The sequence below is a fragment of the Epibacterium sp. ABZ3_068 genome (assembly GCF_056159265.1).
Genome location: NZ_JBSWUV010000001.1, coordinates 1,500,539 through 1,524,606, shown reverse-complemented (window position 1 = coordinate 1,524,606; position 24,068 = coordinate 1,500,539). Strand labels below are relative to the sequence as shown.

Annotated in this window: 22 protein-coding genes; 12 read left to right on the top strand and 10 right to left on the bottom strand. The window is 54.4% G+C overall.

The window, feature by feature from the left end:
- Nucleotides 1–35 precede the first annotated feature (35 nt).
- Nucleotides 36–350: a YciI family protein gene (locus ACXAEW_RS07220; RefSeq protein ID WP_474940678.1), complete on the top strand. Its 315-nt coding sequence runs from the start codon at nt 36–38 to the stop codon at nt 348–350.
- Between the two features lie 13 nt (nt 351–363).
- On the opposite strand, the gene ACXAEW_RS07215 is transcribed toward ACXAEW_RS07220, so the two are convergent.
- Entirely contained in the window at nt 364–1,362 is a 999-nt protein-coding gene (locus ACXAEW_RS07215; RefSeq protein WP_474940677.1) for an asparaginase, read from the bottom strand.
- Between the two features lie 169 nt (nt 1,363–1,531).
- Between ACXAEW_RS07215 and ACXAEW_RS07210 the strand changes: the two genes are divergently transcribed.
- Both ACXAEW_RS07210 and rlmN read left to right on the top strand, forming a co-directional pair.
- Nucleotides 1,532–2,065, top strand: a complete 534-nt coding sequence (locus ACXAEW_RS07210; protein ID WP_474940676.1) for an invasion associated locus B family protein — start codon at nt 1,532–1,534, stop codon at nt 2,063–2,065.
- A gap of 174 nt (nt 2,066–2,239) precedes the next feature.
- Entirely contained in the window at nt 2,240–3,433 is a 1,194-nt protein-coding gene (gene rlmN / locus ACXAEW_RS07205) for a dual-specificity RNA methyltransferase RlmN (protein WP_474940675.1), read from the top strand.
- Nucleotides 3,434–3,465: 32 nt separating this feature from the next.
- Here rlmN and ACXAEW_RS07200 read toward each other — a convergent pair whose 3' ends face one another.
- On the bottom strand, nt 3,466–4,314 hold the full coding sequence (locus tag ACXAEW_RS07200) for an LOG family protein (protein WP_474940674.1): 849 nt from the start codon (nt 4,312–4,314) through the stop codon (nt 3,466–3,468).
- 186 nt (nt 4,315–4,500) lie between these two features.
- Here ACXAEW_RS07200 and ACXAEW_RS07195 point away from each other — a divergent pair, with 186 nt between their 5' ends.
- From ACXAEW_RS07195 to ACXAEW_RS07185, 3 genes are all read left to right on the top strand, one after another.
- Complete coding sequence (locus ACXAEW_RS07195) at nt 4,501–5,100, top strand: GntR family transcriptional regulator (RefSeq protein ID WP_474940673.1); 600 nt, start codon at nt 4,501–4,503, stop codon at nt 5,098–5,100.
- A 102-nt stretch (nt 5,101–5,202) separates the two neighbouring features.
- Nucleotides 5,203–6,030, top strand: a complete 828-nt coding sequence (gene dapD / locus ACXAEW_RS07190) for a 2,3,4,5-tetrahydropyridine-2,6-dicarboxylate N-succinyltransferase (RefSeq protein WP_474940672.1) — start codon at nt 5,203–5,205, stop codon at nt 6,028–6,030.
- Between the two features lie 112 nt (nt 6,031–6,142).
- A complete protein-coding gene (locus ACXAEW_RS07185; RefSeq protein WP_474940671.1) occupies nt 6,143–6,493 on the top strand; it encodes a hypothetical protein in 351 nt (116 codons plus the stop codon).
- Between the two features lie 13 nt (nt 6,494–6,506).
- On the opposite strand, the gene ACXAEW_RS07180 is transcribed toward ACXAEW_RS07185, so the two are convergent.
- Both ACXAEW_RS07180 and ACXAEW_RS07175 read right to left on the bottom strand, forming a co-directional pair.
- Nucleotides 6,507–7,574 (bottom strand): transporter substrate-binding domain-containing protein, encoded by a 1,068-nt coding sequence (locus ACXAEW_RS07180; RefSeq protein ID WP_474940670.1) that lies wholly within the window; start codon nt 7,572–7,574, stop codon nt 6,507–6,509.
- 214 nt (nt 7,575–7,788) lie between these two features.
- Nucleotides 7,789–9,366, bottom strand: a complete 1,578-nt coding sequence (locus tag ACXAEW_RS07175) for a Hint domain-containing protein (RefSeq protein ID WP_474940669.1) — start codon at nt 9,364–9,366, stop codon at nt 7,789–7,791.
- Nucleotides 9,367–9,714: 348 nt separating this feature from the next.
- On the opposite strand from ACXAEW_RS07175, the gene dapE reads away from it, so the two are divergent.
- From dapE to ACXAEW_RS07150, 5 genes are all read left to right on the top strand, one after another.
- Entirely contained in the window at nt 9,715–10,860 is a 1,146-nt protein-coding gene (gene dapE / locus ACXAEW_RS07170) for a succinyl-diaminopimelate desuccinylase (RefSeq protein ID WP_474940668.1), read from the top strand.
- Complete coding sequence (locus ACXAEW_RS07165; RefSeq protein ID WP_474940667.1) at nt 10,857–11,282, top strand: GNAT family N-acetyltransferase; 426 nt, start codon at nt 10,857–10,859, stop codon at nt 11,280–11,282. Before dapE ends, ACXAEW_RS07165 begins: the two co-directional genes overlap by 4 nt.
- Complete coding sequence (locus tag ACXAEW_RS07160; protein ID WP_474940666.1) at nt 11,279–11,863, top strand: TIGR04282 family arsenosugar biosynthesis glycosyltransferase; 585 nt, start codon at nt 11,279–11,281, stop codon at nt 11,861–11,863. Before ACXAEW_RS07165 ends, ACXAEW_RS07160 begins: the two co-directional genes overlap by 4 nt.
- A gap of 51 nt (nt 11,864–11,914) precedes the next feature.
- On the top strand, nt 11,915–14,197 hold the full coding sequence (gene rnr, locus ACXAEW_RS07155) for a ribonuclease R (RefSeq protein WP_474940665.1): 2,283 nt from the start codon (nt 11,915–11,917) through the stop codon (nt 14,195–14,197).
- 139 nt (nt 14,198–14,336) lie between these two features.
- Nucleotides 14,337–15,650 (top strand): lytic murein transglycosylase, encoded by a 1,314-nt coding sequence (locus ACXAEW_RS07150; protein WP_474940664.1) that lies wholly within the window; start codon nt 14,337–14,339, stop codon nt 15,648–15,650.
- A 51-nt stretch (nt 15,651–15,701) separates the two neighbouring features.
- Here the strand turns inward: ACXAEW_RS07150 and ACXAEW_RS07145 are convergent, their stop codons facing one another.
- The 6 genes from ACXAEW_RS07145 to ACXAEW_RS07120 all read right to left on the bottom strand — a co-directional run bounded on the left by ACXAEW_RS07145 (nt 15,702) and on the right by ACXAEW_RS07120 (nt 22,765).
- Nucleotides 15,702–16,622, bottom strand: a complete 921-nt coding sequence (locus ACXAEW_RS07145; protein WP_474940663.1) for an ABC transporter permease — start codon at nt 16,620–16,622, stop codon at nt 15,702–15,704.
- A gap of 5 nt (nt 16,623–16,627) precedes the next feature.
- Nucleotides 16,628–17,941: an ABC transporter permease gene (locus ACXAEW_RS07140; protein ID WP_474940662.1), complete on the bottom strand. Its 1,314-nt coding sequence runs from the start codon at nt 17,939–17,941 to the stop codon at nt 16,628–16,630.
- 94 nt (nt 17,942–18,035) lie between these two features.
- Complete coding sequence (locus tag ACXAEW_RS07135; protein ID WP_474940661.1) at nt 18,036–19,109, bottom strand: ABC transporter substrate-binding protein; 1,074 nt, start codon at nt 19,107–19,109, stop codon at nt 18,036–18,038.
- Nucleotides 19,110–19,198: 89 nt separating this feature from the next.
- Nucleotides 19,199–20,299 carry an ABC transporter ATP-binding protein gene (locus ACXAEW_RS07130; protein ID WP_474940660.1) on the bottom strand — a complete coding sequence of 367 codons (1,101 nt, stop codon included), beginning with the start codon at nt 20,297–20,299 and terminating at the stop codon, nt 19,199–19,201.
- Nucleotides 20,300–20,622: 323 nt separating this feature from the next.
- Nucleotides 20,623–22,017 carry an aspartate aminotransferase family protein gene (locus ACXAEW_RS07125; RefSeq protein WP_474940659.1) on the bottom strand — a complete coding sequence of 465 codons (1,395 nt, stop codon included), beginning with the start codon at nt 22,015–22,017 and terminating at the stop codon, nt 20,623–20,625.
- Nucleotides 22,018–22,060: 43 nt separating this feature from the next.
- Nucleotides 22,061–22,765: a GntR family transcriptional regulator gene (locus ACXAEW_RS07120; protein WP_474940658.1), complete on the bottom strand. Its 705-nt coding sequence runs from the start codon at nt 22,763–22,765 to the stop codon at nt 22,061–22,063.
- A gap of 141 nt (nt 22,766–22,906) precedes the next feature.
- Here ACXAEW_RS07120 and ACXAEW_RS07115 point away from each other — a divergent pair, with 141 nt between their 5' ends.
- A complete protein-coding gene (locus ACXAEW_RS07115) occupies nt 22,907–23,992 on the top strand; it encodes a polyamine ABC transporter substrate-binding protein (protein ID WP_474940657.1) in 1,086 nt (361 codons plus the stop codon).
- Nucleotides 23,993–24,068 lie beyond the last annotated feature (76 nt).

Sequence of the window (24,068 nt, the reverse complement as noted above, 5' to 3'; positions counted from 1 at the left end):
CGCAGTGTTTGGTTTATTCGTCAGGGAAGCACAAAATGCCCCAGTTTTTGTTTGCCTATCATAATGGGAAAAAACCTGAGACCCAGGAAGATTGTGAGCGGGCAATGGCAGCTTGGAATGATTGGTTTGCAGCAATGGGCGAAGTCGTGGACAGTCCCGGTGCACCCGTCGGGTTGCCCAAAACAGTCAGCCAAAGTGGGGTTGCTGAAAACGAAGGGGCAAACCCGATTTCTGGCTATTCAGTGATAACGGTAGACACAATCGAAGAGGCGTGCCGTTTGGCGCAAGAGTGTCCAATGGTCCAAGATGGAACAGGCTCGGTAGAGATCGCCGAGATCCTCGAGATGTAGCCCCCTAAGACGTTCAAAAACTCAGCGCTGCGGCGGGTCGAATGGATCCGCAGTGAATACCGCGCCAATTTATGATGGGTGCGTTCATACGTTTCAACGTAGCCGGGTGAGCCGGATCCAAAACACCCAAGTTGGAGAGAATCGATGCTATTGCACATTCACTCGCGCGCGTTGATCCGTCCAGAATTTTGAGTGCTACACCCAGTTTTTGCTCTGGCAGGATGGCAACAAACACCGCTTCGGCACCTGTTTTGATAGCTACGCGCCCTCCCATGGCGCGCATTAATTCGGTACAAGCGCGCCCTTCTCCGGCCACAAGGTCAGGATGGGACACCATTGCATTGACCAGTGTTGCACCCGCTTCTGACGCGCGGTCAGACCGTACGTGAGACGAGGCAAACCACGCCATCGCCCGCGCCAGGCCGTGAAGGGTTGTCGCAAAGTTAGGCGCCGAACATCCGTCGATCCCGAAACCAGGACTGGTCGCATCGGTCACGTCTTCGAACGCGGACAGACAGGCCTGTTGTACAGGATGATCAGGTTCAACATATTCGGGACCAGCCCCCAAATGCTGCGCAAGAGTCAAAAAACCTGCATGTTTGCCAGAGCAATTGTTGTGGATTTGACACGGGCTCTGGTCCGAATTCACGAGTAAACGTCGCGCGTCTTTGTCCTTGGGCATGTGCGCACCGCACCTGAAATCTGCGTCGCGCAATCCAAGCTGATCCAGCCAGCGCCCTATTGGGTCCGTATGGATTTTAGCTCCGTTGTGTGATGCGCAAGCCAAGGCGAGCTGCTGCGAGCTCAGCCCATATTTTGCAGCTGCGCCAGAGGTCAGAAGCGGCAGTGCCTGAATCATTTTAGCTGAGCTTCGCGGATAGATGATGGCCTCCGGATCACCCCAGGACTGCACGATCTGCCCAGTGGCGTCACAAACGACGGCATGGCCAAAATGCACGGACTCGCATAAATCTGCGCGCCAAATCTCCACCATAGGAACCGGGTTCGTCATTTTAGGCCTCATTTCTGCGCGAATTCCCGCCAAACTCCCTTTCAACCATAGCACTTGATACGTTAATGTGGTTGTGTGGCGCAAGCGCGTTACAGGGGTAGAGACGGTGCATCAACGCCGCAAGGCCCTGCGTATTTGAGGTAGAAGACAGTCTTTGGAGTCGGGACAAATGGCATCGAAACTCGTCCGCATGATCGCGGGACTGAGCATGGCCTGTATGGCCAGCATGGCCGTGGCACAACAAGCAACAACAGATAATCGCGTCGGCGCCAATGTCGATTGGAGCGTGTTTCAAGGCGACAACCCCAAGGAATGCTGGGGAGTTTCCGCGCCAAAGGAAACCGTAAATACCCGCGATGGGCGCGTCGTGGCCGTGCGCCGAAGCGATATCCAGCTTTTTGTTTTTTATCGCCCGAACACGTCCAAGAACGGTCAGGTCACTTTCACCGGCGGATATCCCTTTGCGCCTGGCTCGACCGTGTCGTTGGAGATTGGCGATGAACAGTTCACTCTGATCACAGAAGGTGAATGGGCATGGCCGACGACATCCGCAGATGATGCAAAGATCATTGCCGCCATGAAACGTGGATCAAGCGCGATCCTGACAGCGCGGTCTGCGCGCGGCACCCAGACCAAGGATACGTTCTCTCTGCTCGGCTTTACGGCCGCAGTTGAGGATGCGGATAAGCGCTGCAACAGCTGAGCATGATCCAGGCTGTTTTGTTCCAAAGACCGCCCGATTGAGGCGGTCTTTTCATATTTGACATATTCGCATGACGGATATGTCCTACTCTGGCTGCATCTTTCATTTGGAACTTGCGGTATTCTCCTTTATACAGCCTCCTTCAATCCCTTTGCAGCACCCGAGTCCCGAGCCATGACAGCCAAAGCGCCGATCACGCAAGACGTTCTGACCCTGCCCCGCAAAGACGCGGAAGGTGACAAGATCAACCTGGTTGGTCTGACCCGCGACCGTATGCGGGAGGTTCTGATCGAAAACGGCACCCCTGAAAAACAGGCAAAAATGCGAGTTGGGCAGATCTGGCAGTGGATATACCAATGGGGCAAGCGCGATTTTGCCGAAATGACCAACCTGGCCAAGGCGTATCGCACGGATCTGGAAGAGAAATTCGAAATCCGCATCCCCGAGGTCGTGAGCAAACAGGTGTCGACCGATGGCACCCGCAAATATCTGGTGCGTATCAACGGCGGCCACGAGGTCGAGGTCGTGTATATTCCCGAAGACGATCGGGGCACGCTCTGTATCTCCTCGCAGGTGGGCTGTACCTTGACCTGTTCCTTCTGCCACACTGGCACCCAAAAGCTGGTGCGCAACCTGACCCCGGCTGAGATTGTCGGTCAGGTCATGATGGCCCGCGACGATCTGGAGGAATGGCCTGTACCTGGCGCGCCGAAGGATGAGACACGCCTTCTGTCCAACATCGTTCTGATGGGCATGGGGGAGCCGCTCTATAACTTCGAGAACGTCCGCGACGCGATGAAGATTGCGATGGACCCCGAAGGGATCTCCCTGTCGCGCCGTCGTATCACCCTGTCGACCTCTGGCGTTGTTCCCGAAATTGCCCGCACCGCCGAGGAAATCGGCTGTTTGCTGGCGATTTCCTTCCATGCGACGACCAACGACACCCGTGATGTGCTGGTTCCAATCAACAAACGCTGGAATATTGACCAGCTGCTGCAAGCGCTGGCCGATTACCCGAAGGTATCGAACTCTGAACGGATTACCTTTGAATATGTGATGCTGGATGGTGTCAATGATACCGACGAAGACGCACACCGCCTGATTGACCACATCAAGCGCTACAAGATCCCGGCCAAGATCAACCTGATTCCGTTCAATGAATGGCCCGGTGCGCCCTACAAACGATCCTCGAACAACCGGATCCGGGCCTTTGCCAATATTATCTATCAGGCCGGCTATGCCTCACCGATCCGCAAGACACGGGGTGAGGATATTATGGCCGCCTGCGGCCAGCTGAAGTCAGCCACCGAACGCGCCCGTAAATCACGCAAACAGATCGAAGCCGAAGCCGGTATGAACAACGGATAAGCAAAAGCCCGGCCTATGGCCGGGCTTTTTTTTCAGCGCTCGCGGCCAGGTAGACTGTCCCGTGGCGGCGCGCTTTCCCAAGATTCGAAAATTTCCATTGCCTCCTGCGCGCTTTCGGCAAACTTAAAAAGGTTCAAATCATCGGCCGAGATAGTCCCCGCATCGGACAAGGCTTCCCAATTGATGATCCGTTCCCAGAATTCACGTCCGAACAGGATAAACGGCACCCGCTCCATCCGGCCCGTTTGTATGAGCGTGAGGCTTTCAAACAGCTCATCCAACGTCCCAAATCCGCCGGGGAAAACGGTAATCGCCCGTGCGCGCATCAGGAAGTGCATCTTGCGGATCGCAAAATAGTGGAAGTTAAAGCTGAGTGAGGGCGTCACATATTCGTTTGGTGCCTGTTCGTGGGGCAGCACAATGCTGAGACCGATAGAGCGGCCACCGGCCTCAATGGCTCCACGGTTACCGGCTTCCATGACCCCGGGGCCACCGCCTGTCACGACAACGTTTTGACGACCGCCGCTCTCCTGGGATTTCAGCGTCATCAAACGGGCAAACTCCTGCGCTTCGTCATAGAAATGCGAAAGCTCAGCCAGAGTCTGAGTACGGGCCTGATCCTTGTTTGCAGGGGCTGGGATGCGGGCACCGCCGAACATGACAATGGTGCTTTCGACACCTTGCTCGTCCAGCATCAACTGAGGTTTCAGCAACTCTAGCTGCAGCCGCACAGGGCGCAACTCATCCCGGCAAAGGAACTCTTCGTCCGCAAAGGCCAATGCATAGGCTGGTGAAGCGGTTTGCGGCGTCAGCGGAACATGTTCTGCACGATCACGGTCGGAATGGGCGTCTGGAAAGCGGCTATGGCGTTCTTCGGTCATGGAATAAGGAGACCTCGTCTAAAAAGTTAGACTTAAACCCTATCGACACGACCAATCCGAGACCAGCCCTGCAAACACCAATGCAACTTACAATCCGCATTAATTGCGGTCGGATTCTAATTTTCCTACTGTGTGCGAACCGCGGATTGGCCCCTTATTCGAAAAACAGCTCAGAACAGTGCAAGAATGACCGAAACCATTGCCGACAAGATCTACTATGCCCTGCGTGAGCGTATTGTAACCGGTGATCTGCCAGCAGGAGAGAAGCTGCGACAGGATCACATCGCGCAGGACTATGACGCCAGCCATGTTCCTGTACGGGAAGCGCTGTTGCGCCTCGAATCGCACGGATTGACCACATCACTGCCCCGGCGCGGGATGCGTGTCAGCGCATTGGACCCACAGGAAATCCGCGAAGTTGTGGAAATGCGTGTAGCACTGGAGGTATTGGCACTGTCACATGCTGTCCCGCGGATGACCGAAGAACATTTGACGGCAGTGCACAGGTGTTTTGAAGCCTGTGAAACCGCCGCCGATATGTTGGCGTGGGATCGTGCAAACCGCGCGTTTCATATGGCTTTGCTGGCCCCTTGCGTCATGCCGCGGCTATTGGAAACCATCGCAGATCTCCAGATGGCCGCGGCGCGGCACATGTTCGCCTATTGGCAAGGGCAGTGGCGCCCTCGGCCTGATGTGGATCACGCCGCTTTGGTTAAAGCGGCATCCCAGCGTGAAACAGCGGCAGCCTGCGATATCATGCGTCGGCATCTGCGTCGTGTGCGATGATTGGGCGCGAATTTACCACCGAATGAGGCGGATTGAGGCATGACCTTTGCAGGTTTTGCAGTTAAGAAAGCCTAATATTTTTTGACCCCGTGGAGAGCACCAATGTCCAACGCACAGCTGGAAGCCGCAATCGAGGCCGCCTGGGAGGCCCGTGACACAATCACCCCCGCAACCACTGGCGAAACCCGTGACGCCATTGAAGACACACTGAATGCATTGGACAGCGGCAAACTCCGCGTTGCAGAAAAGCTGGACAACGGTGACTGGCATGTAAACCAGTGGGCCAAAAAAGCCGTGCTTCTGGGGTTCCGCATCAAGGATATGGAAGAGCAATCCGGTGGCCCTCAAGGCTCTGGCTGGTGGGACAAGGTCGACAGCAAGTTCAAAGGCTGGGGCGAAACCGAATGGAAAGGTGCAGGTTTCCGCGCTGTTCCCAATGCGGTTGTACGCAAATCAGCCTATATCGCACCAGGCGTGGTTCTGATGCCATCCTTTGTGAACCTCGGCGCATTTGTTGACGAAGGCACAATGGTAGACACATGGGCCACCGTTGGGTCCTGTGCACAGATCGGCAAAAACGTACACCTGTCCGGCGGTGTTGGTATTGGTGGTGTTCTCGAACCGATGCAGGCCGGTCCAACCATTATCGAAGACAACTGCTTTATCGGAGCGCGTTCAGAAGTTGTCGAGGGTTGTATTGTCCGGGAAGGTTCCGTGCTGGGCATGGGCGTGTTCATTGGCCAATCGACCAAAATCGTCGACCGCGAAACCGGTGAGATCTTCTATGGTGAGGTACCGCCCTACTCCGTGGTTGTTGCGGGCTCCATGCCATCCAAGAACAATGTGAACCTCTATTGTGCGGTTATCGTAAAGCGTGTTGACGAAAAAACGCGCTCAAAGACCGGCATCAACGAATTGCTGCGTGACTAAGTAATCGCTTGGGCGATGCCCAATGCCATGCATTGACCAGTGGCCATTCCGTTGGCCGCTGGTCTGGTTTTCCGTTTGACCCGGCATACATTTCCCGTCAAAGGCATGTCCCATGACAGAGAAAAAGAAATCCCGCCAACAAGTCTATACCCTGCTGGTCCAAATCGGCCGCAAAGAAGGGGATGGCCTTCCACAAAGAGCAACAGGCGCAGCCCTGATGGTCTACGCTTCTGGTGTGGATGAAGCCGAAGCAGTGCGCGAAACTGTTGCCATCCTGAAACAGGCGGATACCGCTCCTTTGGATGTTACCGGATACGGTACATTAGCCGAACGTGAAGCCGAGGGGCACGAGATCAGCGACGAAGAGCGGGATCTGATGAAGCGGGCTCTGGATGAAAACGCGGTGATCGTGGCACAGATGACACCGTTTTTTGGCGACCACGACACTCCCGAAGTTCATTAGCTCGGCGAACGGGTCATTTTGGACGTCCAAACCATTTGGCATAGATCGCATCATATGTGCCGTCTTCTCTCATTTCCAGAAGGGCTCGGTTGATCTCTTCCTTCAAGGGTGATCCTTGCGGCAGAGCCAGTCCGTAACTTTCCTGAAGAAACACTTGTCCGATGGTCTGACCGATTCCACGCCCCTCGTGACTGGTGTAATAATTGAGTACAGGTGCATCAAAGACCACAACTCGGATGTCGCCAGCTTCAAACGCCGTGAGCATTTCCTGCAAGTTGCTGAAGCCCTTAAAATCTACCTCGCGCCTGTCGAGAAACCCGGCCGCGGTTGAGCCGGACAAGGTTCCAACCTGTTTTCCGTAAAGGTCATTGACCGAATTCACATTGCTGCTGATCGCTTCAATGGTCATCACAGCTGTAATTTTTGCGACAAATACAGAAACAACAAACAAAGAAGAGATCACCAAAAGCACGCCAAAGATACGCCCGATAGGCGTGCGCGGAACGCGTTCTTCGAAGCCACCATTCACGACCAGATTCAGCGCCCACCAAAAGGACGGAAACCATGCTTCTTTCAAAGGGCGGTCAAAATATGGCTGCGCGCGGCGCTCGACTGTCCACATCAGCATCCCGCCGCCAAACAGCAAAAGAAAGGCGACACCGATTGCAATCGCCAGATCCTTGGACATCAGCGCACTTAACAAAGATGGTTCCCGCAGATCTTCGGACGTCACCATGATCTGCAGACCACTTTCGAAAATCGGATGACTGAAGTCCATATCCGCTTCGCGCGTTGATGTGACAGAGATATTGGCCGCCGCCATATCTGCTTCGCCAGTAACAACGTTAATCAACATTTGCGGGAAGCTGTCCAACCGACGCAGCTCATACGGCTGATCAAGACGATCGAACAGGGCTTCGACCAAGTTCACAGTGAAACCGGTTTCCTTGCCGTTTTCAACCATCGAAAATGGCGGCCGCGTTACAGTGTCCACGACAAATGTCTGTCCAGATGCCGTGCCCGCCAAATTGACCACGAGCAAGAACACAATCGAGCGAAATAAGGTCAAGAATACCCTCATGGAATAGTCACCATTTGCGAATGCTTACGGCGGAGAGACTATTCAGGCAAGGTATATGCGCCTCTGAAAGCAATATGGACCAGCAAATCTTACGTGGTCGCCCAATAATTACAGAGGCTTTTTCGCTGAAAAACTACTTTGAGCCAAACGGCTCACTGAAATTCACTTAGCCTGTGGTTTTCAATGGATCCCACACAGCAACCTGAAGGTGATATCACGTTCCAAAACCGAGTTGCGCCGACAAAAGGCGCCCCTCAAAGGTACGCAAAACCGGACGTGCCGCTTTGCCGTAACCGTCGCCAGTTTCAGGATCCAGCTCCGGGAAAATCGTGCAAATCTCATCTAAAACCTCGGGGTCAAACAAAGAATCTGTTTGGCTTCCGGGCAAATAACTTTCGCTTGGCACCCCTTCGGAAAATACGATCTGGTGCGTGTCAAACATCATATGAACATATGTAACGGTACCACCGGGGTGGCGCATTATCGTAGTGTCATTCACCAGACTTTGTGCCGCAACCAAAACTTCCTCTTCCGCAAAAAGCAGTTCCGCAGTGCTGTCGGCAATCAAAATCCGGTGTTGCGGAGACAGCCAAAGTTCCCGGCGGTTGCCAATTGCATTTTCTGCAATGCGGATGGGTGCAAGTTTGCCTTTAGCTGCAACCGTGCGTGTTCCAATCCACCGGATCGGTTGATCTCCGCAGTCCCGTGTCGTGACCAAATCTCCAACGGATAAGGTTTCGACCCGCTGTTCACCCTGTGGTGTTGTGATCAGTGTTCCAGCGACAAAACATGGGATTGTACTGGCCTCGACAATTCCAACGTCGGAATTCGTACCATCCGACACGGTGTAGGTGAAATTGAAGTCTTCCGAATCTCCGTCGCCCACCAGGGTCAACGTACCGTCATCGTTCAAAATGACGTCCTGGCCTGTCCCCAGCGTGATCGTCTGCCCAGCGCTAACTTCTTGCCCGTTGATATGGGTTATCGTTAGCGTTCCGTTGCTGCTGCTTTCATCATTGGCGAGAACATCCACTGTTTTGCTCTCGTTGGGCTGCACGTGGACAATGTCTTGATTTGCAATCAAAGACGTCTGCACGGAATCGGCGGCGATCAACAAGCTACTATCGTAGGCCGAATCCGAGACATCCGCGATGCCGATCCGGATAGAGTTCACTTCGCCCGGGTTGACATCAACCTTGAGTGTCAGCGTGATTGTCAGCCCGTCCATCTCGGTGTTGAAATCACTTGTCGAGTTATCCAGATAAAGATTCTGGTTCGAAACGTCGTTGATGTTCCCCGGATCCGTGTCACCAGAGCCGAAACCAATCTCGATAAACTCGTCGTTGACCCAAACACCTACAAAATCCTGAAAGACCGAATTTTGAAACTCTGGGTATTCTTCTGACGCAAAGACAAATTGCATTGTCAGCGTGTCCCCGGTGGGAACAAAATCTACGTCAAGATAGGACGCATCGAAGGTGCGTGTTCCAGCTTCGGCATTGAAATCAGCCTGATCCGTCTGTCCGGACGTGTTTGTAGAGCGAGAGTTAGACTGGTTCGCATCACCGGTCGAGTTCGTGTAATCAGCGGCACGCCCCGTTGAAAAAATAACACCGGTGTCTGAAGGCGTTGCACCATCAGCCAGAGCATCACCACCAGAGTAAATGGCGGAAGACAGCGGATCCCCTGTATAGGTTGCACTCTCGATGGAGACCCCGTCGCCAAAGATAGTCTGAGCCAGTTGTTCCGCAGTTGCGGAGGTATCATAATTCAGTTCCGACGCTGCAACCATTGCCGTGCCTCTGCCTGTTTCCGGACATTGCCAGATATTGAAATGTTCAAGGCAAACGCAGGTAGCACCTGTCTGGAAGACAAATGCAAAACCAGAGCACACTGATACCGCTGCTGTGCTCATTTCATTTTCGAAGTTGGCCCGATTTTTTCGGTTGTCCAACTGCTCAACTGCCCTGCCTCGGGTCTTGTTAAGCAATCGTTAACCAAACTTAATTTGAGAGTCAGCCGGTCAAGAGAAGACTCTTGGTCCGCGCTGTTTTTTGGCCACAGGTATTCGAAACCTCGCATTTGCACCCCGAAGGATTCCGCGATAGGCCGGGAGGCAACAGAATTTCAGGAGCCGCATATGTCCACAACTGACCCCGCACTGCTGACCGCTGATTTAATCCGTTGCCCCTCTGTTACGCCCGAGGAAGGCGGGGCGCTGGTTTTGCTGGACCGCGTTCTCAGCGAGGCGGGATTTGAATGCACGCGCGTAGATCGAGGTAACACCTGTAACCTCTTTGCCCGCTGGGGCACGAAAGGCCACAAGCGGACGTTTGGGTTCAACGGGCATACCGATGTTGTGCCTGTTGGCGATGAAGCGGCATGGACGGTCGCACCGTTCGGAGCGGAAGTAAAAGAAGGTGTCCTGTACGGTCGCGGCGCAACAGACATGAAATCCGGTGTCGCAGCCTTTGCCGCCGCCGCCATTGATCTGGTTAAAGATTGCCCACCCGACGGAGCGATTGTTCTGACGATCACTGGTGATGAGGAAGGCGACGCAACGGACGGCACCACCGCGCTTCTGGACTATATGGATGCGGAACAAGAACGCATGGATGTCTGCCTGGTCGGCGAGCCAACATGTCCCAACCACATGGGTGAAATGATCAAAATCGGCCGCCGCGGATCTATGACCGCATGGTTTACGGTCACTGGTGTCCAAGGCCACTCCGCCTACCCTCATCGCGCCAAGAACCCTTTAAACGCGATGGTGCGTTTGATGGACAAACTGGCAAGCCACGAGCTGGACCAGGGGACCGAGCATTTTGATGCCTCAACCCTGGCTGTTGTTACTGTGGACACAGGCAACCCTGCCACCAATGTCATCCCGGCACAGGCCACTTCGGCGGTCAATATCCGGTTTAACGACGCCCATACGGGCAAAGGTCTGTCAGCTTGGCTATTGGGTGAGGCCGAAAAGGTTGCGACGGAATTCAACATCTCTATCGAAACAAAGATCAAAATCTCTGGTGAGAGCTTCATCACGCCACCGGGCCCTTTGTCCGAGTTGGTTTCAGCCGCAGTCCAAGCGGAGACCGGTGTGCGCCCAGAACTGTCGACCACCGGCGGTACATCTGACGCACGCTTTGTCAAAAACCATTGCCCGGTTGTTGAATTTGGTCTTGTCGGCAAGACCATGCATCAAGTGGACGAGAACGTGGACATCGCACAGATCCATCAGCTGAAGGCGATTTATAGCCGCATCCTCAAGGACTACTTTGCATGACAATCTCAATGGCAGTGGTCGACGATCCGTCCCAATGCCTCGCATTGCGGATGGAGGTGTTTGTTCACGAGCAAGGTGTTCCTGTCGAAGATGAGCTGGACGATCTGGATGATCAGGCAGTTCATATCCTTGCCCTCAATGGGGACACCCCAATCGGAACTGCCCGCGTGGTGATACAGAAGGAAACGGCCAAGATTGGCCGTGTCTGCATCAGCAAGCCCGCGCGCGGCAGTGGGCTTGGGAAAGAGCTCATGATCTTTGCATTGGGCATTGCCAAAAATACAGCAGGCGTAAAGCGCGCAAAACTTGGTGCTCAAACTTACGCGATTGGGTTCTATGAACGCTTGGGCTTTGCCGCCTTTGGCCCCATCTATGACGACGGTGGAATCCCCCATCGCGACATGGTGAAAGAACTGAAATGACAAAGACCCTGGTCGTAATGATCAAGGAACCCAGACCTGGCCGCGTAAAGACGCGCTTGGGAAAAGACATCGGCATGACGGCCTCGGCCTGGTGGTTTCGTCATCAGTCTGCGCATTTGCTGCGTCGGCTGCGTGATCCGAGATGGCGCATTGTTCTTGCGACAGCACCCGATATTGCGGTTGCGTCCCGTGTGTGGCCTGCGGACTATGCCCGGTTGCCTCAGGGCAATGGCAATCTTGGCCAGCGCATGGAACGGATGCTCAAGACCGCATCTCAAACCGGCGCGGTATGCCTGATCGGTGCAGACATTCCCGGAATCACCCGCGCCCACATCGCCCGTGCGTTTTCGGCGTTGGGGGATCATGATGCCGTTTTTGGCCCGGCGCCAGACGGTGGGTTCTGGTTGGTTGGGGCAAAGCATCCAAAACGCTTGCCCAAAACGCTTTTCAAAGGTGTGCGATGGTCATCCGTTCACGCGCTGTCTGATTCACTGGCAACTCTCCCCGACCTGAAGATTGCACTGGTGGATACATTGGCAGATGTGGACACCGTGGCAGATCTGCGTCGCTTGCAAGGCTGACAGGACGATTTTGCTCATGACCTTGTCATCTTGCCGTGCTAGGCGGGAGATATGAGTTCTATTCCCAGCAAGGCCGAGATCCTCGATTGGATCACCGCCCACCCGACCCAGACCTCCAAACGCGACATCGCCAAAGCCTTTGGCATAAAGGGATCCGACAGGATCGACCTGAAACGCGTGCTCAAAGAGCTTGAGAGCGAGGGGCATCTGGAGAAACGCAAAAAGACATACCGCGACCCGGATCGTTTGCCTCCTGTCAGCGTTTTGGTGGTCAAAGCCCCGAACGAAGATGGCGATCTCTTTGCCCAGCCCATGGAATGGCATGGTGAGGGGGAAGAACCCCGCGTGTTGGTTATTCCCCGCGCCTCTGACCATGCTCTTGGCAAAGGGGACCGTATCCTTGCCCGCCTCACACTGGTTCAGAATGAGGACCATCACTATGAGGCGCGTCTGATCCGTCGGATCGGCACGAACCCCAAACGTGTTCTGGGCATCTTCCGCAAAGGCACGGAAGGCGGGCGCATCATTCCCATCGACAAAGCAAGCGACAAGGAATGGGTGGTCGCAGCCGAAGCCTTGATGGGGGCCAAGGACGGTGAACTGGTCGAAGCCGAACAAGCTGGCCCCAAAGGTCGGATGGGATTGCCACGTGCCCGGATTGTTGAACGCCTGGGCGATCCATCCGCACCAAAATCCGTGTCGCTGATTGCAATCCACCAACATGGGATTCCAGATCATTTCCCTGATAAAGTCATTGAAGAAGCGGATCAGGCAAAACCAATGGGGCTGAGCGGGCGCGAAGACCTGCGCGACATGCCACTGGTCACAATCGACCCACCAGATGCGCGCGACCACGATGACGCCTGCTACGCCCATGCGGATGACGATCCCAAAAACCCAGGCGGACATGTCATCTGGGTCGCGATTGCGGATGTGGCAGCCTACGTCAAACCCGGATCTGCCCTGGATCGCGAAGCCCGGAAACGTGGCAATTCCAGTTATTTCCCGGATCGTGTGGTTCCGATGCTGCCCGACAGGCTGTCAGGCGATCTGTGCTCTCTTCACGAAGGGGTGCCACGCCCCTGCCTTGCGGTGCGGATGCAGATCGACGCCGACGGCAACAAGATAAATCATCGGTTTGTGCGCGGCCTGATGCGCTCGGCGGCATCCCTCCACTATGCGGAGGTCCAAGACGCCTTTGACGGCAACCCAAATGAGAAATGCGCCCCCTTCCTCGAGGATGTGATCAAGCCCCTTTACGCGGCATATGCAGCGCTTGTGAACGCCCGCAAAGCGCGCCAGCCCTTGGATCTGGATTTGCCTGAGCGCAAAATTGTTCTGGATGACAACGGTCAGGTCGCCTCTGTCGCATTCCGGGACCGTCTGGACGCACACAAGCTGATCGAGGAATTCATGGTACTGGCCAATGTGGCCGCCGCAGAAACCCTGATCAAAAAGCGATCGCCGCAACTGTTTCGGGTACATGAGGAGCCCGCTGAAGAAAAACTCGATGCGCTTCGCGAAACTGCCAAAGCCGCCGGTTTCGCGCTGGCAAAAGGCCAGGTTCTGCAAACCCGGCATCTTAACGCGCTTCTGAATGCAGCTGCAGGGACCGATGACGCGGAGGTGATCAACATTTCCACTCTGCGGTCTATGCAGCAGGCCTATTACTGCCCAGAGAATTTCGGCCATTTTGGCTTGGCGTTGCGCAACTATGCGCATTTCACCTCCCCCATCCGGCGCTATGCGGATCTAGTCGTCCACCGATCGCTGATTTCGAGCCACGGCTGGGGCGATGACGGCCTGCAACCAGATGACATCGAACGGTTGGACGAAACGGCGCAGCATATTTCCGAAACCGAACGTCGCTCTATGGTCGCTGAACGCGACACCACGGACCGGTATCTGGCCGCCTTTCTTTCAGAACGGGTTGGCAATGAATTTGAAGGCCGGATCAGCGGCGTCGCGCGGTTCGGGATCTTTGTAAAGCTCGACGAGACGGGTGCAGATGGTTTGGTACCGATCCGTACCATCGGACGCGAGTTCTTCCAATTTGATGCCCAGGCGGGCACGCTCATGGGGGTCGACACCGGGCTTATCCTGTCGGTCGGCCAGCTCGTTACGGTTCGCTTGGCCCAAGCCGCTCCGGTAACAGGTGGTTTGGAGCTGGAGCTGTTGACGCTGGAAAACGCGACCATGCCCAAAGGGCGCGGCGGCGCTAGACCCAGCCGTGGCCGAAAAAGCCCCGCAGGCCAAGCGCCAAAACGCAAGGCAGCCAAGTCCAAGATCAAAAACGACAAGCTCAAGAGGAAGGTCGTCCGCAAGCGCCGCTAGCTGATCATCACAACGTCGTAAAATCAAACAATGCACGTTACGCGACTCATAGCCGAAGCGGCTCTTCGTGGGATGTGAAGCCTTTTTTGCATGCCGTCGAACCGCTACAGTAAATTCAGCAGTTTTATTGAGGTGCAGAATGATCAAGTTGGTTTCAACAACCGCTGTGCTGGTCGCGATTGGCACATCCGGAATGGCGTCACCGGAAGTGTCGCTGAGACCTACCGCCCGGCCAGTTGCAAAAGACAATCCGGTGCTGTCTTCGGCCGAAATTCAACGTCCAACGGCCCGGCCTGTGGTCACGGCCGAGGACACGGCCATCCCCGTCGCCGCGAACCCCGGTTTTCAGAATTGGATTAACGGCTTTCGCACCCGTGCCCGCAACCAAGGGATCAGTGACCGCACGCTGAACCGGGCGTTCAAGGGCGTGAATTATGATACTGAGGTGATCAAACGCGATCGGAACCAGTCCGAATTCACCAAAACGATCTGGGAATACCTGGACAGCGCGGCATCGGACACCCGGATCAAAAATGGGAAGTCCGCGCTCAGACAGCATCGCCGCACTCTAGAACGGATCGAGGCACACTATGGCGTGCCCAAGGAGGTTGTCGCCGCTGTCTGGGGATTGGAAAGCGCCTATGGCACTTACAAGGGCAGCAATGATGTCGTCCAATCCCTTGCCACACTTGCCTATGACGGGCGCCGTGGACGCTTTTTTGAATCACAGCTGATTGCCGCGCTCAAAATCATTCAAGCCGGCGATGTCGCGCCACGCAAGATGACCGGAAGCTGGGCTGGCGCCATGGGGCATACCCAGTTCATTCCGACGTCCTATCTGGCCTATGCTGTCGATTTTACTGGCGACGGAAAACGCGACATCTGGTCAGACGATCCAACGGACGCCTTGGCATCCACCGCTGCTTATCTTGCCAAATTTGGCTGGGTCAAAGGTCAGCCATGGGGCGTCGAAGTCCAACTACCCCGTAATTTCAATTTCGCCCTGGCCAGTCGCAAGATCCGGAAATCTCCGGCGGATTGGGCAAAGCTCGGCGTTAAGGGGCTGGATGGTCGCAGCGTGCCAAACTATGGCAGCGCTTCGATCCTGCTTCCGGCGGGCGGCCAAGGCGCTGCGTTTATGATCTTCAAGAACTTTGCAGTCATCGAACGCTACAACGCAGCGGATGCCTATGTCATTGGTGTTGGCCACCTATCTGACCGCCTGAAAGGTGCCGGGCCCATCCAAGCAAAATGGCCGCGTGGGGACCGCGCGCTGACTTTCAAAGAGCGCAAGGAAATGCAGCGACGCCTAACAAAAGCGGGATTTGACACCCAAGGCGTCGACGGAAAAATCGGACCAAATACGATTAGTGCCGTACGCGCTTATCAGGCGTCGAAAGGTCTGACCCAGGACGGATATCCTTCCCTGACCCTACTGAAACAACTTCGATAACAAAAAAGGCCCCGCAAAGCGGGGCCTCTTTTTTTGAAAGTAACTGGGCTTTTACTGTGGGCTCATACCGCGCAGGCGCTCTGAGCGGCGACGTAGCAGTTCCACTGTTGTCAGAAGTGCAATCGAGATCAGGACCAGGATCGTTGCAACTGACAAGATGGCCGGGCTGATCTGTTCGCGAATACCGTTCCACATTTGACGCGGAATCGTCTGCTCATCCAGTCCGCCGACAAACAGCACCACAACCACCTCGTCGAAAGATGTGACAAAGGCAAAAAGCGCCCCGGAAATAACACCCGGCAAAATCAGCGGCATTTGCACGCGAAGGAAGGTCGTGACCGGATCCGCGCCCAAACTTGCTGATGCGCGTGTCAACGAATGATCAAACCCTACCAGTGTCGCGGTGACGGTAATGATCACAAAAGGAATGCCCAAGGTCGCGTGCGCCAAGATCACACCAAGATACGGGATGCCCCAGTCTTGGATACCGATGGAGGAGTAAAAGAAGAACAGACCAGTCGCCACGATAATAATCGGAACGATCATCGGCGAGATCAGGATTGCCATGATAACACGGCGCCCTGGCATCTCTGGACGCGACAGGCCAAGTGCCGCCACTGTGCCCAGCACCGTTGCCAGGACCGTGGAGAAGAAACCGACGATGATCGAGTTCTTGGTCGCGTTAATCCAGGCTGCGTTTGTCCAGGTGTCCATCCACCAGCTCCAACCGCGTGGAGCATCAGGGTCTGTCATCCCAAAGGTTAACAGAAGATCGTACCACCGTGTTGAATACCCAGTTGGATCCAGTTTCAGCATCTTTTCGCTAAAGGTGAAGTACGGCTCTGCGTTGAAGCTGAGCGGGATAACCACCAGGATCGGCGCAATCAGGAACAGAAAGATCAGTGCGCAGATTGCAAGATAAGTATAGTGCCAGATCCGCTCGAGGCGAGATGCATGTGTCGGAAGTGCCATGTCGATTACCCCAGCTTCAGATTGTCGATTCCCACCAGCCGGTCATAGAGCCAGTAGAGAAGAATAATCCCACCCAACAGAAGGGCTGCGAGTGCGGCCGCCAGCGACCAGTTCAGCGATTTCTGCATATGGAAGGCGATCAGGTTGGAAATCAGCTGACCGTCAGCACCGCCGACAAGAGCCGGGGTAATGTAGTAGCCCACAGCAAGGATGAACACCAACAGAGCTCCAGCTCCGATACCGGGAACGGTCTGCGGGAAATAGATCCGACGGAAGGCTGTCCAGCTGGTTGCTCCAAGCGAACGTGCAGCACGAACGTAAGACGGGTTGATCGGGCGCATCACAGAATAGAGCGGCAAGACCATGAACGGCAGAAGAATGTGCGTCATCGCGATCAACGTACCTGCCTGATTGTACATCATTTCCAGACGGTTTTCATCCGCCAGAATGCCTGAACCGACCAGCGCGTCGTTCACAACGCCTTGGCTTTGTAGCAGCACCATCCAACTGGTGGTCCGTACCAACAAAGAGGTCCAGAACGGCAAAAGAACCAGGATCATCAGAAGGTTTGACTTTGCCAACGGAAGAGTCGCCAGCAAATGCGCAATCGGATAGGCGAGGACAAACGTCAAAAATGTAATGATGGTCGACAGGAAAAGAGTTCGCTTGAACAGTTTTACATAGACCTGACGGTTTTCGTTCACCTGGACGACGTCTCCATCAGCATTTTTGGTACGGTCCAGCGCCGCCAAGTAGAAGTTGGCTGTATACGACGAACTTGCATCACGCATCACACGCCAAAGGCTCGGGTCGGCCCAATCGTCGTCCAGCTTCAGAATCGCCTCTTTGAACGGCGGTTCCAGCTTTTTTGCACTCCGAGCTGCCTTTGTGAACATCGAGCGGGAACCGGAACGTTCGTAGTTGATACGCGTTCCTGCTTGGCCAGCCGCTTTGACTTCGCGCAGCACAAGAAAGTCCGCCGCCAGGGCTGCATAAGCAGCTTCATCAGGTTCTGTACCAAGCGGGTTTTCGTCAAACCACTCGGACAAATTCGTCATAAGCGGTGTACGTTCGCCGCTTGTCACGTCTTCGTGCCAAGTAAAACCTTCGTTGTGGACAGACCGGTGCAGCATTTGCCCGATTGGCATCACAAATGTCAGAAGGATAAATGCCAGAAGCGGTGCAACCAGCAGAAAAGCGCGGCGACGTGCATGGGATTGCGCGCGCATCAGCGCCTGTTTCAACGGCTTACCATCTGCCGTTGTCAGCCTGATCGGTTTATCCGAGATCCCGGCTGTTGAAAGAGTAGAATCACTCATAGTGGCTTACACCTTTTCCCCGAAAGTGGGCCGGGCCTTATCATCTGGCCCGGTCCCTTTGTGGCTCATACCCCTGCAACGCAGGGGTATGAAATTAGTTTGCCAACCAAGCGTTGAAGCGTTCGTTCAGTTCGGTGTCTTTGTCGACCCAGAACTCGAAGTTGTTAACCAGAGCATTGCCCAGGTTTGCTTCGGCTGTCGGCATGTGCGGTGCCATTTCGGTTTTACCGTCGGAGAACAGCCCAACCAGGCTACCAGAGGACTTACGGGCGGGGCCGTACGAAATCCAGGACGCCTGATCTGCCAAACGCTGGGTGTCGGTCGCGTATGCAATGAACTCCATTGCGGCGTCCTTGTTCGGAGCACCTTTCGGGACAACAAACAGGTCAAAATCAAGGATCTGACCATCCCAGACAACTTCCAACGGCTGGTTTTCAGCAACAGCGGCGTTGAAGATACGGCCATTGTAAGCGGTGGACATTACCACTTCGCCGTCGGCCAAAAGCTGCGGCGGCTGTGCGCCCGCTTCCCACCAGACGATGTCGTCTTTGATCTTGTCCAGAACAGCAAATGCGCGGTCAACACCTTCGTCTGTTTCCAGGATGCCATAGACCTCAGCAGCCGGCACGCCGTCCGCCATCAAAGCCATCTCCAAGGTTGCCTTGGCGGATTTGCGCAGACCGCGCTTGCCAGGGATTTTGAAAGTGTCGAAGAAATCCGCGATAGAGGTCGGTGCCGAAGAAACGTTTTCTGTATTATATGCAAAAACAGTCGACCAGACGATGTTTGCAACCGCACAATCCTGCAACGCGCCCTGGATGAAATCGTCCTCGGCCGGGGTTCCATCCGGTGCGGACGGCAGGATGGAAATGTCGATTTCTTCCAGCAGGCCTTCGTCGCACAGACGAACCGCGTCGGAGAATTCAACGTCTGCAACGTCGATGGTCACGTTACCCGCTTCAACCTGCGCCTTGATCGGTGTCGCAGGGTTGTCAGCGTCGACGGAGACAACTTTGATACCGGTCTCGGCTGCGAATGGCTTGTGATAGGCTTCAACCTGGCTCTTGGTGTAAGCGCCACCCCAAGACATCACGGTAACTTCTTGCGCGTGTACTGCAACAGCAGCAGTTGTCAGCGCGGTGGCCATAAGTGCAGTTTTGATTTTCATATAGAAACTCCCAGTTAAAGCCCGTTTTTGTTATTAGAATTTAGCGGTCCGGGCAGTGTATCCGCCAATTTTTTAGGGTGCGCGCCGGATCAGGCGTCCAGCGCGTGACAATCTTCTGGCATCCAGCCGATTTCGATCTGCTGGCCAGGTTTAAGACGGACTTGGTCCGGCGCGTTTCGCGTCTTGATGATGAACTCGTCATTTCCAGCGACCCGCAACCGCGTGCGGAAGATGTCACCCATATAGATGAACTCCAGCACTTCAGCCTTGAGGGTGTGTACGCCTTCTTGCATACGTTCCTTGTTGTACTCGACACGTTCCGGCCGAATGGAAACCCGCGTACGTTCACCTGGCTTAGACACGTTGACAGGCTTACAGTCGATCAACTCGCCATCGTCCAACTGGACCAATGCGCGGTTTCCGTTGACCTCTTTGACCGTACCTTCCAGCGTATTGTTCTCACCAATAAACTGAGCAACGAAGCTATTGATCGGCGCTTCATACAGCTCTGTCGGCGGCGCAAGCTGCTGGATTCTGCCATCGTTGAACACCGCAACACGGTCAGACATGGTCAATGCCTCGGTCTGGTCGTGGGTTACGTAAACCGTTGTAATCCCAAGATCATGTGCAAGGCGGGTGATTTCAAACTGCATCTTTTCGCGCAGCTGTTTATCAAGCGCGCCAAGTGGTTCGTCCATCAGCACAAGCTCGGGCTCAAACACAAGCGCACGGGCCAAGGCGACCCGTTGCTGCTGACCACCCGAAAGCTGGGACGGACGACGGCCACCGAATGCGCCCATTTCAACCATATCCAGCGCGCGCTGAACTTTTTTCTCGCGCTCGGATTTACCCAAACCACGCACTTCCAGAGGGAAGCTCAGGTTTTCGGCAATGGTCATATGCGGGAACAGCGCATAGTTTTGGAAGACCATGCCAATTCCACGCTTATGAGGCGGAATATGGTTGATGGAAACACCATCCAAGCGAATGTCACCGTGTGTTGCCGTTTCAAAACCGGCCAACATCATTAGACATGTCGTCTTACCTGAACCAGACGGGCCGAGCATTGTGAGAAACTCGCCTTTTGGCAAAGTAAGATTAAGGTCTTTAACGACAAGATTCTCGCCGTCATAGCTTTTTTGCACGCGTTCAAACTCCACGAACGCGTCGTTACGAGACAAATTTGCCAATCTAGGCTCCCCGTTTTTATGTTTATCGGCGACTGTCAGTCACTCTTATTCACTCACCATACATCTCTGCCAACCCGGTGCAAGCGCATCTCTATTGGTCTTGATCATGAAGGTTGGGCAAAGAATTCTTGGTTCTCCGAGTTAAGGTGTTTTCCTCAGAGGAAATGCATCATTTGCGTCACTTTGTGATTGATTTGCGCCAAATCTACCTCTCCAATCTGCTGTCGCCTTCATTTCATTGAATTTTATCCGCCCTCCAAAAAGACGGAAAAAGCGCACCGAGGGTGCGCTTTGGTTTGTTTTTTAGGCAACTTCCCGCGAGGTCATGCGCTCTGGAGCAAGCCTTCCGCTTTTAGTTGTGCATAGCATTCATCCAGAGATTTCAACGCACGGGACATCAAAGTGTCAATTTCATCCCGTGAAATCACCAAAGGAGGGGAAATGATCATCCGTTCACCGACATGGCGCATCACCAAATTGTTGGCAAAACAGCGTTCGCGGCAGATATAGCCGACTGTCCCTGTTTCAGCTGCAAATGCTGCGCGGGTTTCCTTGTTTGGCGTCAGAGCGATGGACCCCATCATTCCGACAATTCTGGCTTCGCCGACAAGCGGATGACCTTCGAGCGCAACCCATTTCTCCTTTAGATACGGCGCAGCGACATCGCGAACGTGATCCAGGACATTCTCTTCTTCAAGGATCCGCAGGTTTTCCAAGGCAACAGCCGCCGCCACGGGATGCCCTGAATACGTATAGCCGTGATTAAATTCGCCGGTCGCAATGACAGATGCCACTTCGTCGCTCACAATTGATCCGCCAATCGGCGCATAGCCCGAGCTCAACCCCTTCGCAACTGTCATTATGTCAGGGGAAATGCCCATTGTTTGAGAACCAAACCATTCGCCCGTTCGGCCGAAACCGCAGATCACCTCATCCGCGATGAGAAGGATTTCATATTTGTCGCAGATCTTCTGCACTTCTGGCCAATAGGTCTCGGGGGGCACAATCACACCGCCAGCACCCTGAACAGGTTCCGCAATAAACGCCGCAACCCGATCCTCTCCCAGCTCCAGAATAGCCTCTTCAAGCTCTTTTGCCTTGGCGACCCCGAAATCCTCAGGGGTTAAATCGCCGCCCTCGGACCACCAGTTTGGTTGGTTGATATGGTGAACATCTGGAATGGGCATGCCACCCTGTTCGTGCATTGCGGTCATCCCGCCCAAGGAACCGGCACCAACGGTGGAGCCATGATAGGCATTCTTGCGACTGATGATAATCGATTTGGACGGCTTCCCTTTGAGCGCCCAATAATGCCGAACCATCCGAATGTTCGTGTCATTTGCCTCGGAACCGGACCCCGCAAAAAACACATTGTTCAAATCCCCGGGCGCGAGCTCAGCGATTTTTTGAGCCAGCTCGATTACTGGGCGATGCGTGGTCTGAAAGAATGTATTGTAGTACGGCAGCTCACGCATTTGGCGCGCGGCGACATCCGCAAGCTCATCACGGCCATAGCCGATATTGACGCACCACAACCCGGCCATCGCATCCAGGATCTCGTTGCCTTCACTGTCTGTCAGGGTCACACCGCGCGCACGGGTAATAACGCGTGCGCCTTTCTGCGCCAGCTCTCCGTTACATGTAAACGGATGCATGTGATGCGCTGCATCCAGCGCCTGAAGTTCCTCGGTCGGCATGTGGTTAGTAATCGTAGACATGGAGCGACTCCCATTTCAAAGTTGCCCCAAGAATATGATCAAATTATTCGTTGTCAATCGAATCAGTGCCAACCAATAGGCCCTGGCGAATTTGCTCCATGCCCTGCGTGACGTCGCGCTCCATTGCCAAGGCTGCCAATTCACCATCCCGACGACGCATCGCTTCCAGAATGTCTTTGTGACGATCAGGGAAACTCTCGGATCCTAATTGCCCACAAACAACCCGCATAGACGGTCCAAATCTAAGCCAGATCCGCTCCGCTATGTCGGTCAGAACCGGCGCATTCGCATGGCGATAAAGTTCCGCGTGAAACTGGTAATTATACACCAGATAATCGTGGACATCATCTTCGGCCAAAGCTTGATCCAAAGCGGTATCAAGCTTGGTCAACCTCTCCACCGCGTCTTCTGTAATGCGACTAGCAGCCCTTCTAGCCAACTCACATTCAATTGATTTCCTTATATAAACCATTTGATCTATGTCCTCGCAGGACAAAGAAGGGACAGAAACCCTTCGGTTGCCCTGGAAGACCAATGCGCCTTCAGAGATCATTCGACGAATCGCCTCTCGAACGGGGGTCATGCCCACGCCGAGCGTTTCCACCAAGCCCTGAATTGTCACTGCCTGGCCAGGTGCCAGCTCTCCAAACAGCACTTTCTCGCGCAAGCGTTGATACACCACTTCATGGGTGGGGCGTTTTTCACTTGCTTCTGCTGTTTCCACATCCTGCAAAACTGGGGCCGTCACTGTTCCGCGTGCTCCTACTTTTTTGGCAGAATGCACCAAGAAATGGTCGCAGGAAACACAAAGATGTTGCGAACATTTTCGAAACTTGATCAAATTACCACCAGCCGGACGAGGAAGCCGGTCTCAATTGGGAGTGTCATAATGACCGCGAAACTAATTACTCTGACCGCCGCTGCCGCATTAAGCGCGGCTACGGCCTATGCTGAAGAAGTTCGAGTTTATAACTGGTCCGACTATATCGATGAGTCCCTTCTGACCAAATTCGAAGAAGAAACCGGCATCAAACTTATCTATGACGTTTTTGACAGCAACGAACTGTTGGAAACCAAAATGTTGGCCGGAGGGTCCGGCTATGATGTTGTGGTGCCAACGGGCTCTTTCCTCGCACGGCAAATTCAGGCAGGGGCATTCCAGAAGCTGGACCCATCCAAACTCAGCAACTCTGGCAACATGTGGGATGCAATCGAAGAGCGCACCTCGATTTATGATCCTGGCAACGAATATTCCGTAAACTACATGTGGGGAACAACCGGCATTGGTGTAAACACCGGCAAAATAGAAGAAGCATTGGGCGCGGATGCTCCGATTGACTCTCTCTCGCTGGTTTTTGATCCGGCCAACATGGAAAAACTTGCTGAATGTGGCGTTTACTTCCTGGACGCCCCTGATGAAATGATCCCGGCGGCGTTGAAATACATTGGTGAAGATCCAAACAGCATGGATGCCGATGTCGTGGCCAAGGCCGAAGCTGTCCTGCTGGCCGTTCGCCCTTATATCAAAAAGTTCCACAGCTCTGAATATATCAACGCTCTTGCAAATGGTGAGATCTGCGTGGCTTTCGGCTGGTCCGGTGATATCCTCCAGGCCCGTGACCGTGCAGCCGAAGCCGAGAACGGTGTAGAAATCGCATATAACCCGCCCAAGGAAGGTGCGCTGATGTGGTTCGATCAGATGGCCATCCCTGTCGATGCGCCGAACCCTGATGCGGCACATAAATTCCTGAACTTCATCATGGACGCCCAGAATATGGCAACGGCGTCCAACTATGTCTTTTACGCCAATGGCAACAAGGCAAGCCAAGAGTTCCTGGTGGAAGACGTGATCGGGGATCCGGCAATCTATCCAAACGATGAGACCGTCAAAAACCTTTATATCAAAGAAGGCTACCCGCCCAAAGTTCAGCGCATCGCAACGCGCCTGTGGACCAAGGTTAAATCGGGGACCTAATTCTCTTCGGAACAAAAACAACCGGGGCGCTTTGGCGCCCTGGTTTCGGATGTACTCGCCACAAACGACCTCCGGT

Coding starts and splice junctions, on each gene's coding strand:
- rlmN (WP_474940675.1), top strand. CDS start 2,240: ATGACAGCCAAAGCGCCGATCACGCAAGACGTTCTGACCCTGCCCCGC.
- ACXAEW_RS07140 (WP_474940662.1), bottom strand. CDS start 17,941: ATGAGTGATTCTACTCTTTCAACAGCCGGGATCTCGGATAAACCGATC.
- ACXAEW_RS07150 (WP_474940664.1), top strand. CDS start 14,337: ATGATCAAGTTGGTTTCAACAACCGCTGTGCTGGTCGCGATTGGCACA.
- ACXAEW_RS07125 (WP_474940659.1), bottom strand. CDS start 22,017: ATGTCTACGATTACTAACCACATGCCGACCGAGGAACTTCAGGCGCTG.
- ACXAEW_RS07165 (WP_474940667.1), top strand. CDS start 10,857: ATGACAATCTCAATGGCAGTGGTCGACGATCCGTCCCAATGCCTCGCA.
- dapE (WP_474940668.1), top strand. CDS start 9,715: ATGTCCACAACTGACCCCGCACTGCTGACCGCTGATTTAATCCGTTGC.
- dapD (WP_474940672.1), top strand. CDS start 5,203: ATGTCCAACGCACAGCTGGAAGCCGCAATCGAGGCCGCCTGGGAGGCC.
- ACXAEW_RS07210 (WP_474940676.1), top strand. CDS start 1,532: ATGGCATCGAAACTCGTCCGCATGATCGCGGGACTGAGCATGGCCTGT.
- ACXAEW_RS07145 (WP_474940663.1), bottom strand. CDS start 16,622: ATGGCACTTCCGACACATGCATCTCGCCTCGAGCGGATCTGGCACTAT.
- ACXAEW_RS07200 (WP_474940674.1), bottom strand. CDS start 4,314: ATGACCGAAGAACGCCATAGCCGCTTTCCAGACGCCCATTCCGACCGT.
- ACXAEW_RS07175 (WP_474940669.1), bottom strand. CDS start 9,366: ATGGTTGCAGCGTCGGAACTGAATTATGATACCTCCGCAACTGCGGAA.
- ACXAEW_RS07115 (WP_474940657.1), top strand. CDS start 22,907: ATGACCGCGAAACTAATTACTCTGACCGCCGCTGCCGCATTAAGCGCG.
- ACXAEW_RS07160 (WP_474940666.1), top strand. CDS start 11,279: ATGACAAAGACCCTGGTCGTAATGATCAAGGAACCCAGACCTGGCCGC.
- ACXAEW_RS07215 (WP_474940677.1), bottom strand. CDS start 1,362: ATGACGAACCCGGTTCCTATGGTGGAGATTTGGCGCGCAGATTTATGC.
- ACXAEW_RS07185 (WP_474940671.1), top strand. CDS start 6,143: ATGACAGAGAAAAAGAAATCCCGCCAACAAGTCTATACCCTGCTGGTC.
- ACXAEW_RS07135 (WP_474940661.1), bottom strand. CDS start 19,109: ATGAAAATCAAAACTGCACTTATGGCCACCGCGCTGACAACTGCTGCT.
- ACXAEW_RS07220 (WP_474940678.1), top strand. CDS start 36: ATGCCCCAGTTTTTGTTTGCCTATCATAATGGGAAAAAACCTGAGACC.
- ACXAEW_RS07180 (WP_474940670.1), bottom strand. CDS start 7,574: ATGAGGGTATTCTTGACCTTATTTCGCTCGATTGTGTTCTTGCTCGTG.
- rnr (WP_474940665.1), top strand. CDS start 11,915: ATGAGTTCTATTCCCAGCAAGGCCGAGATCCTCGATTGGATCACCGCC.
- ACXAEW_RS07195 (WP_474940673.1), top strand. CDS start 4,501: ATGACCGAAACCATTGCCGACAAGATCTACTATGCCCTGCGTGAGCGT.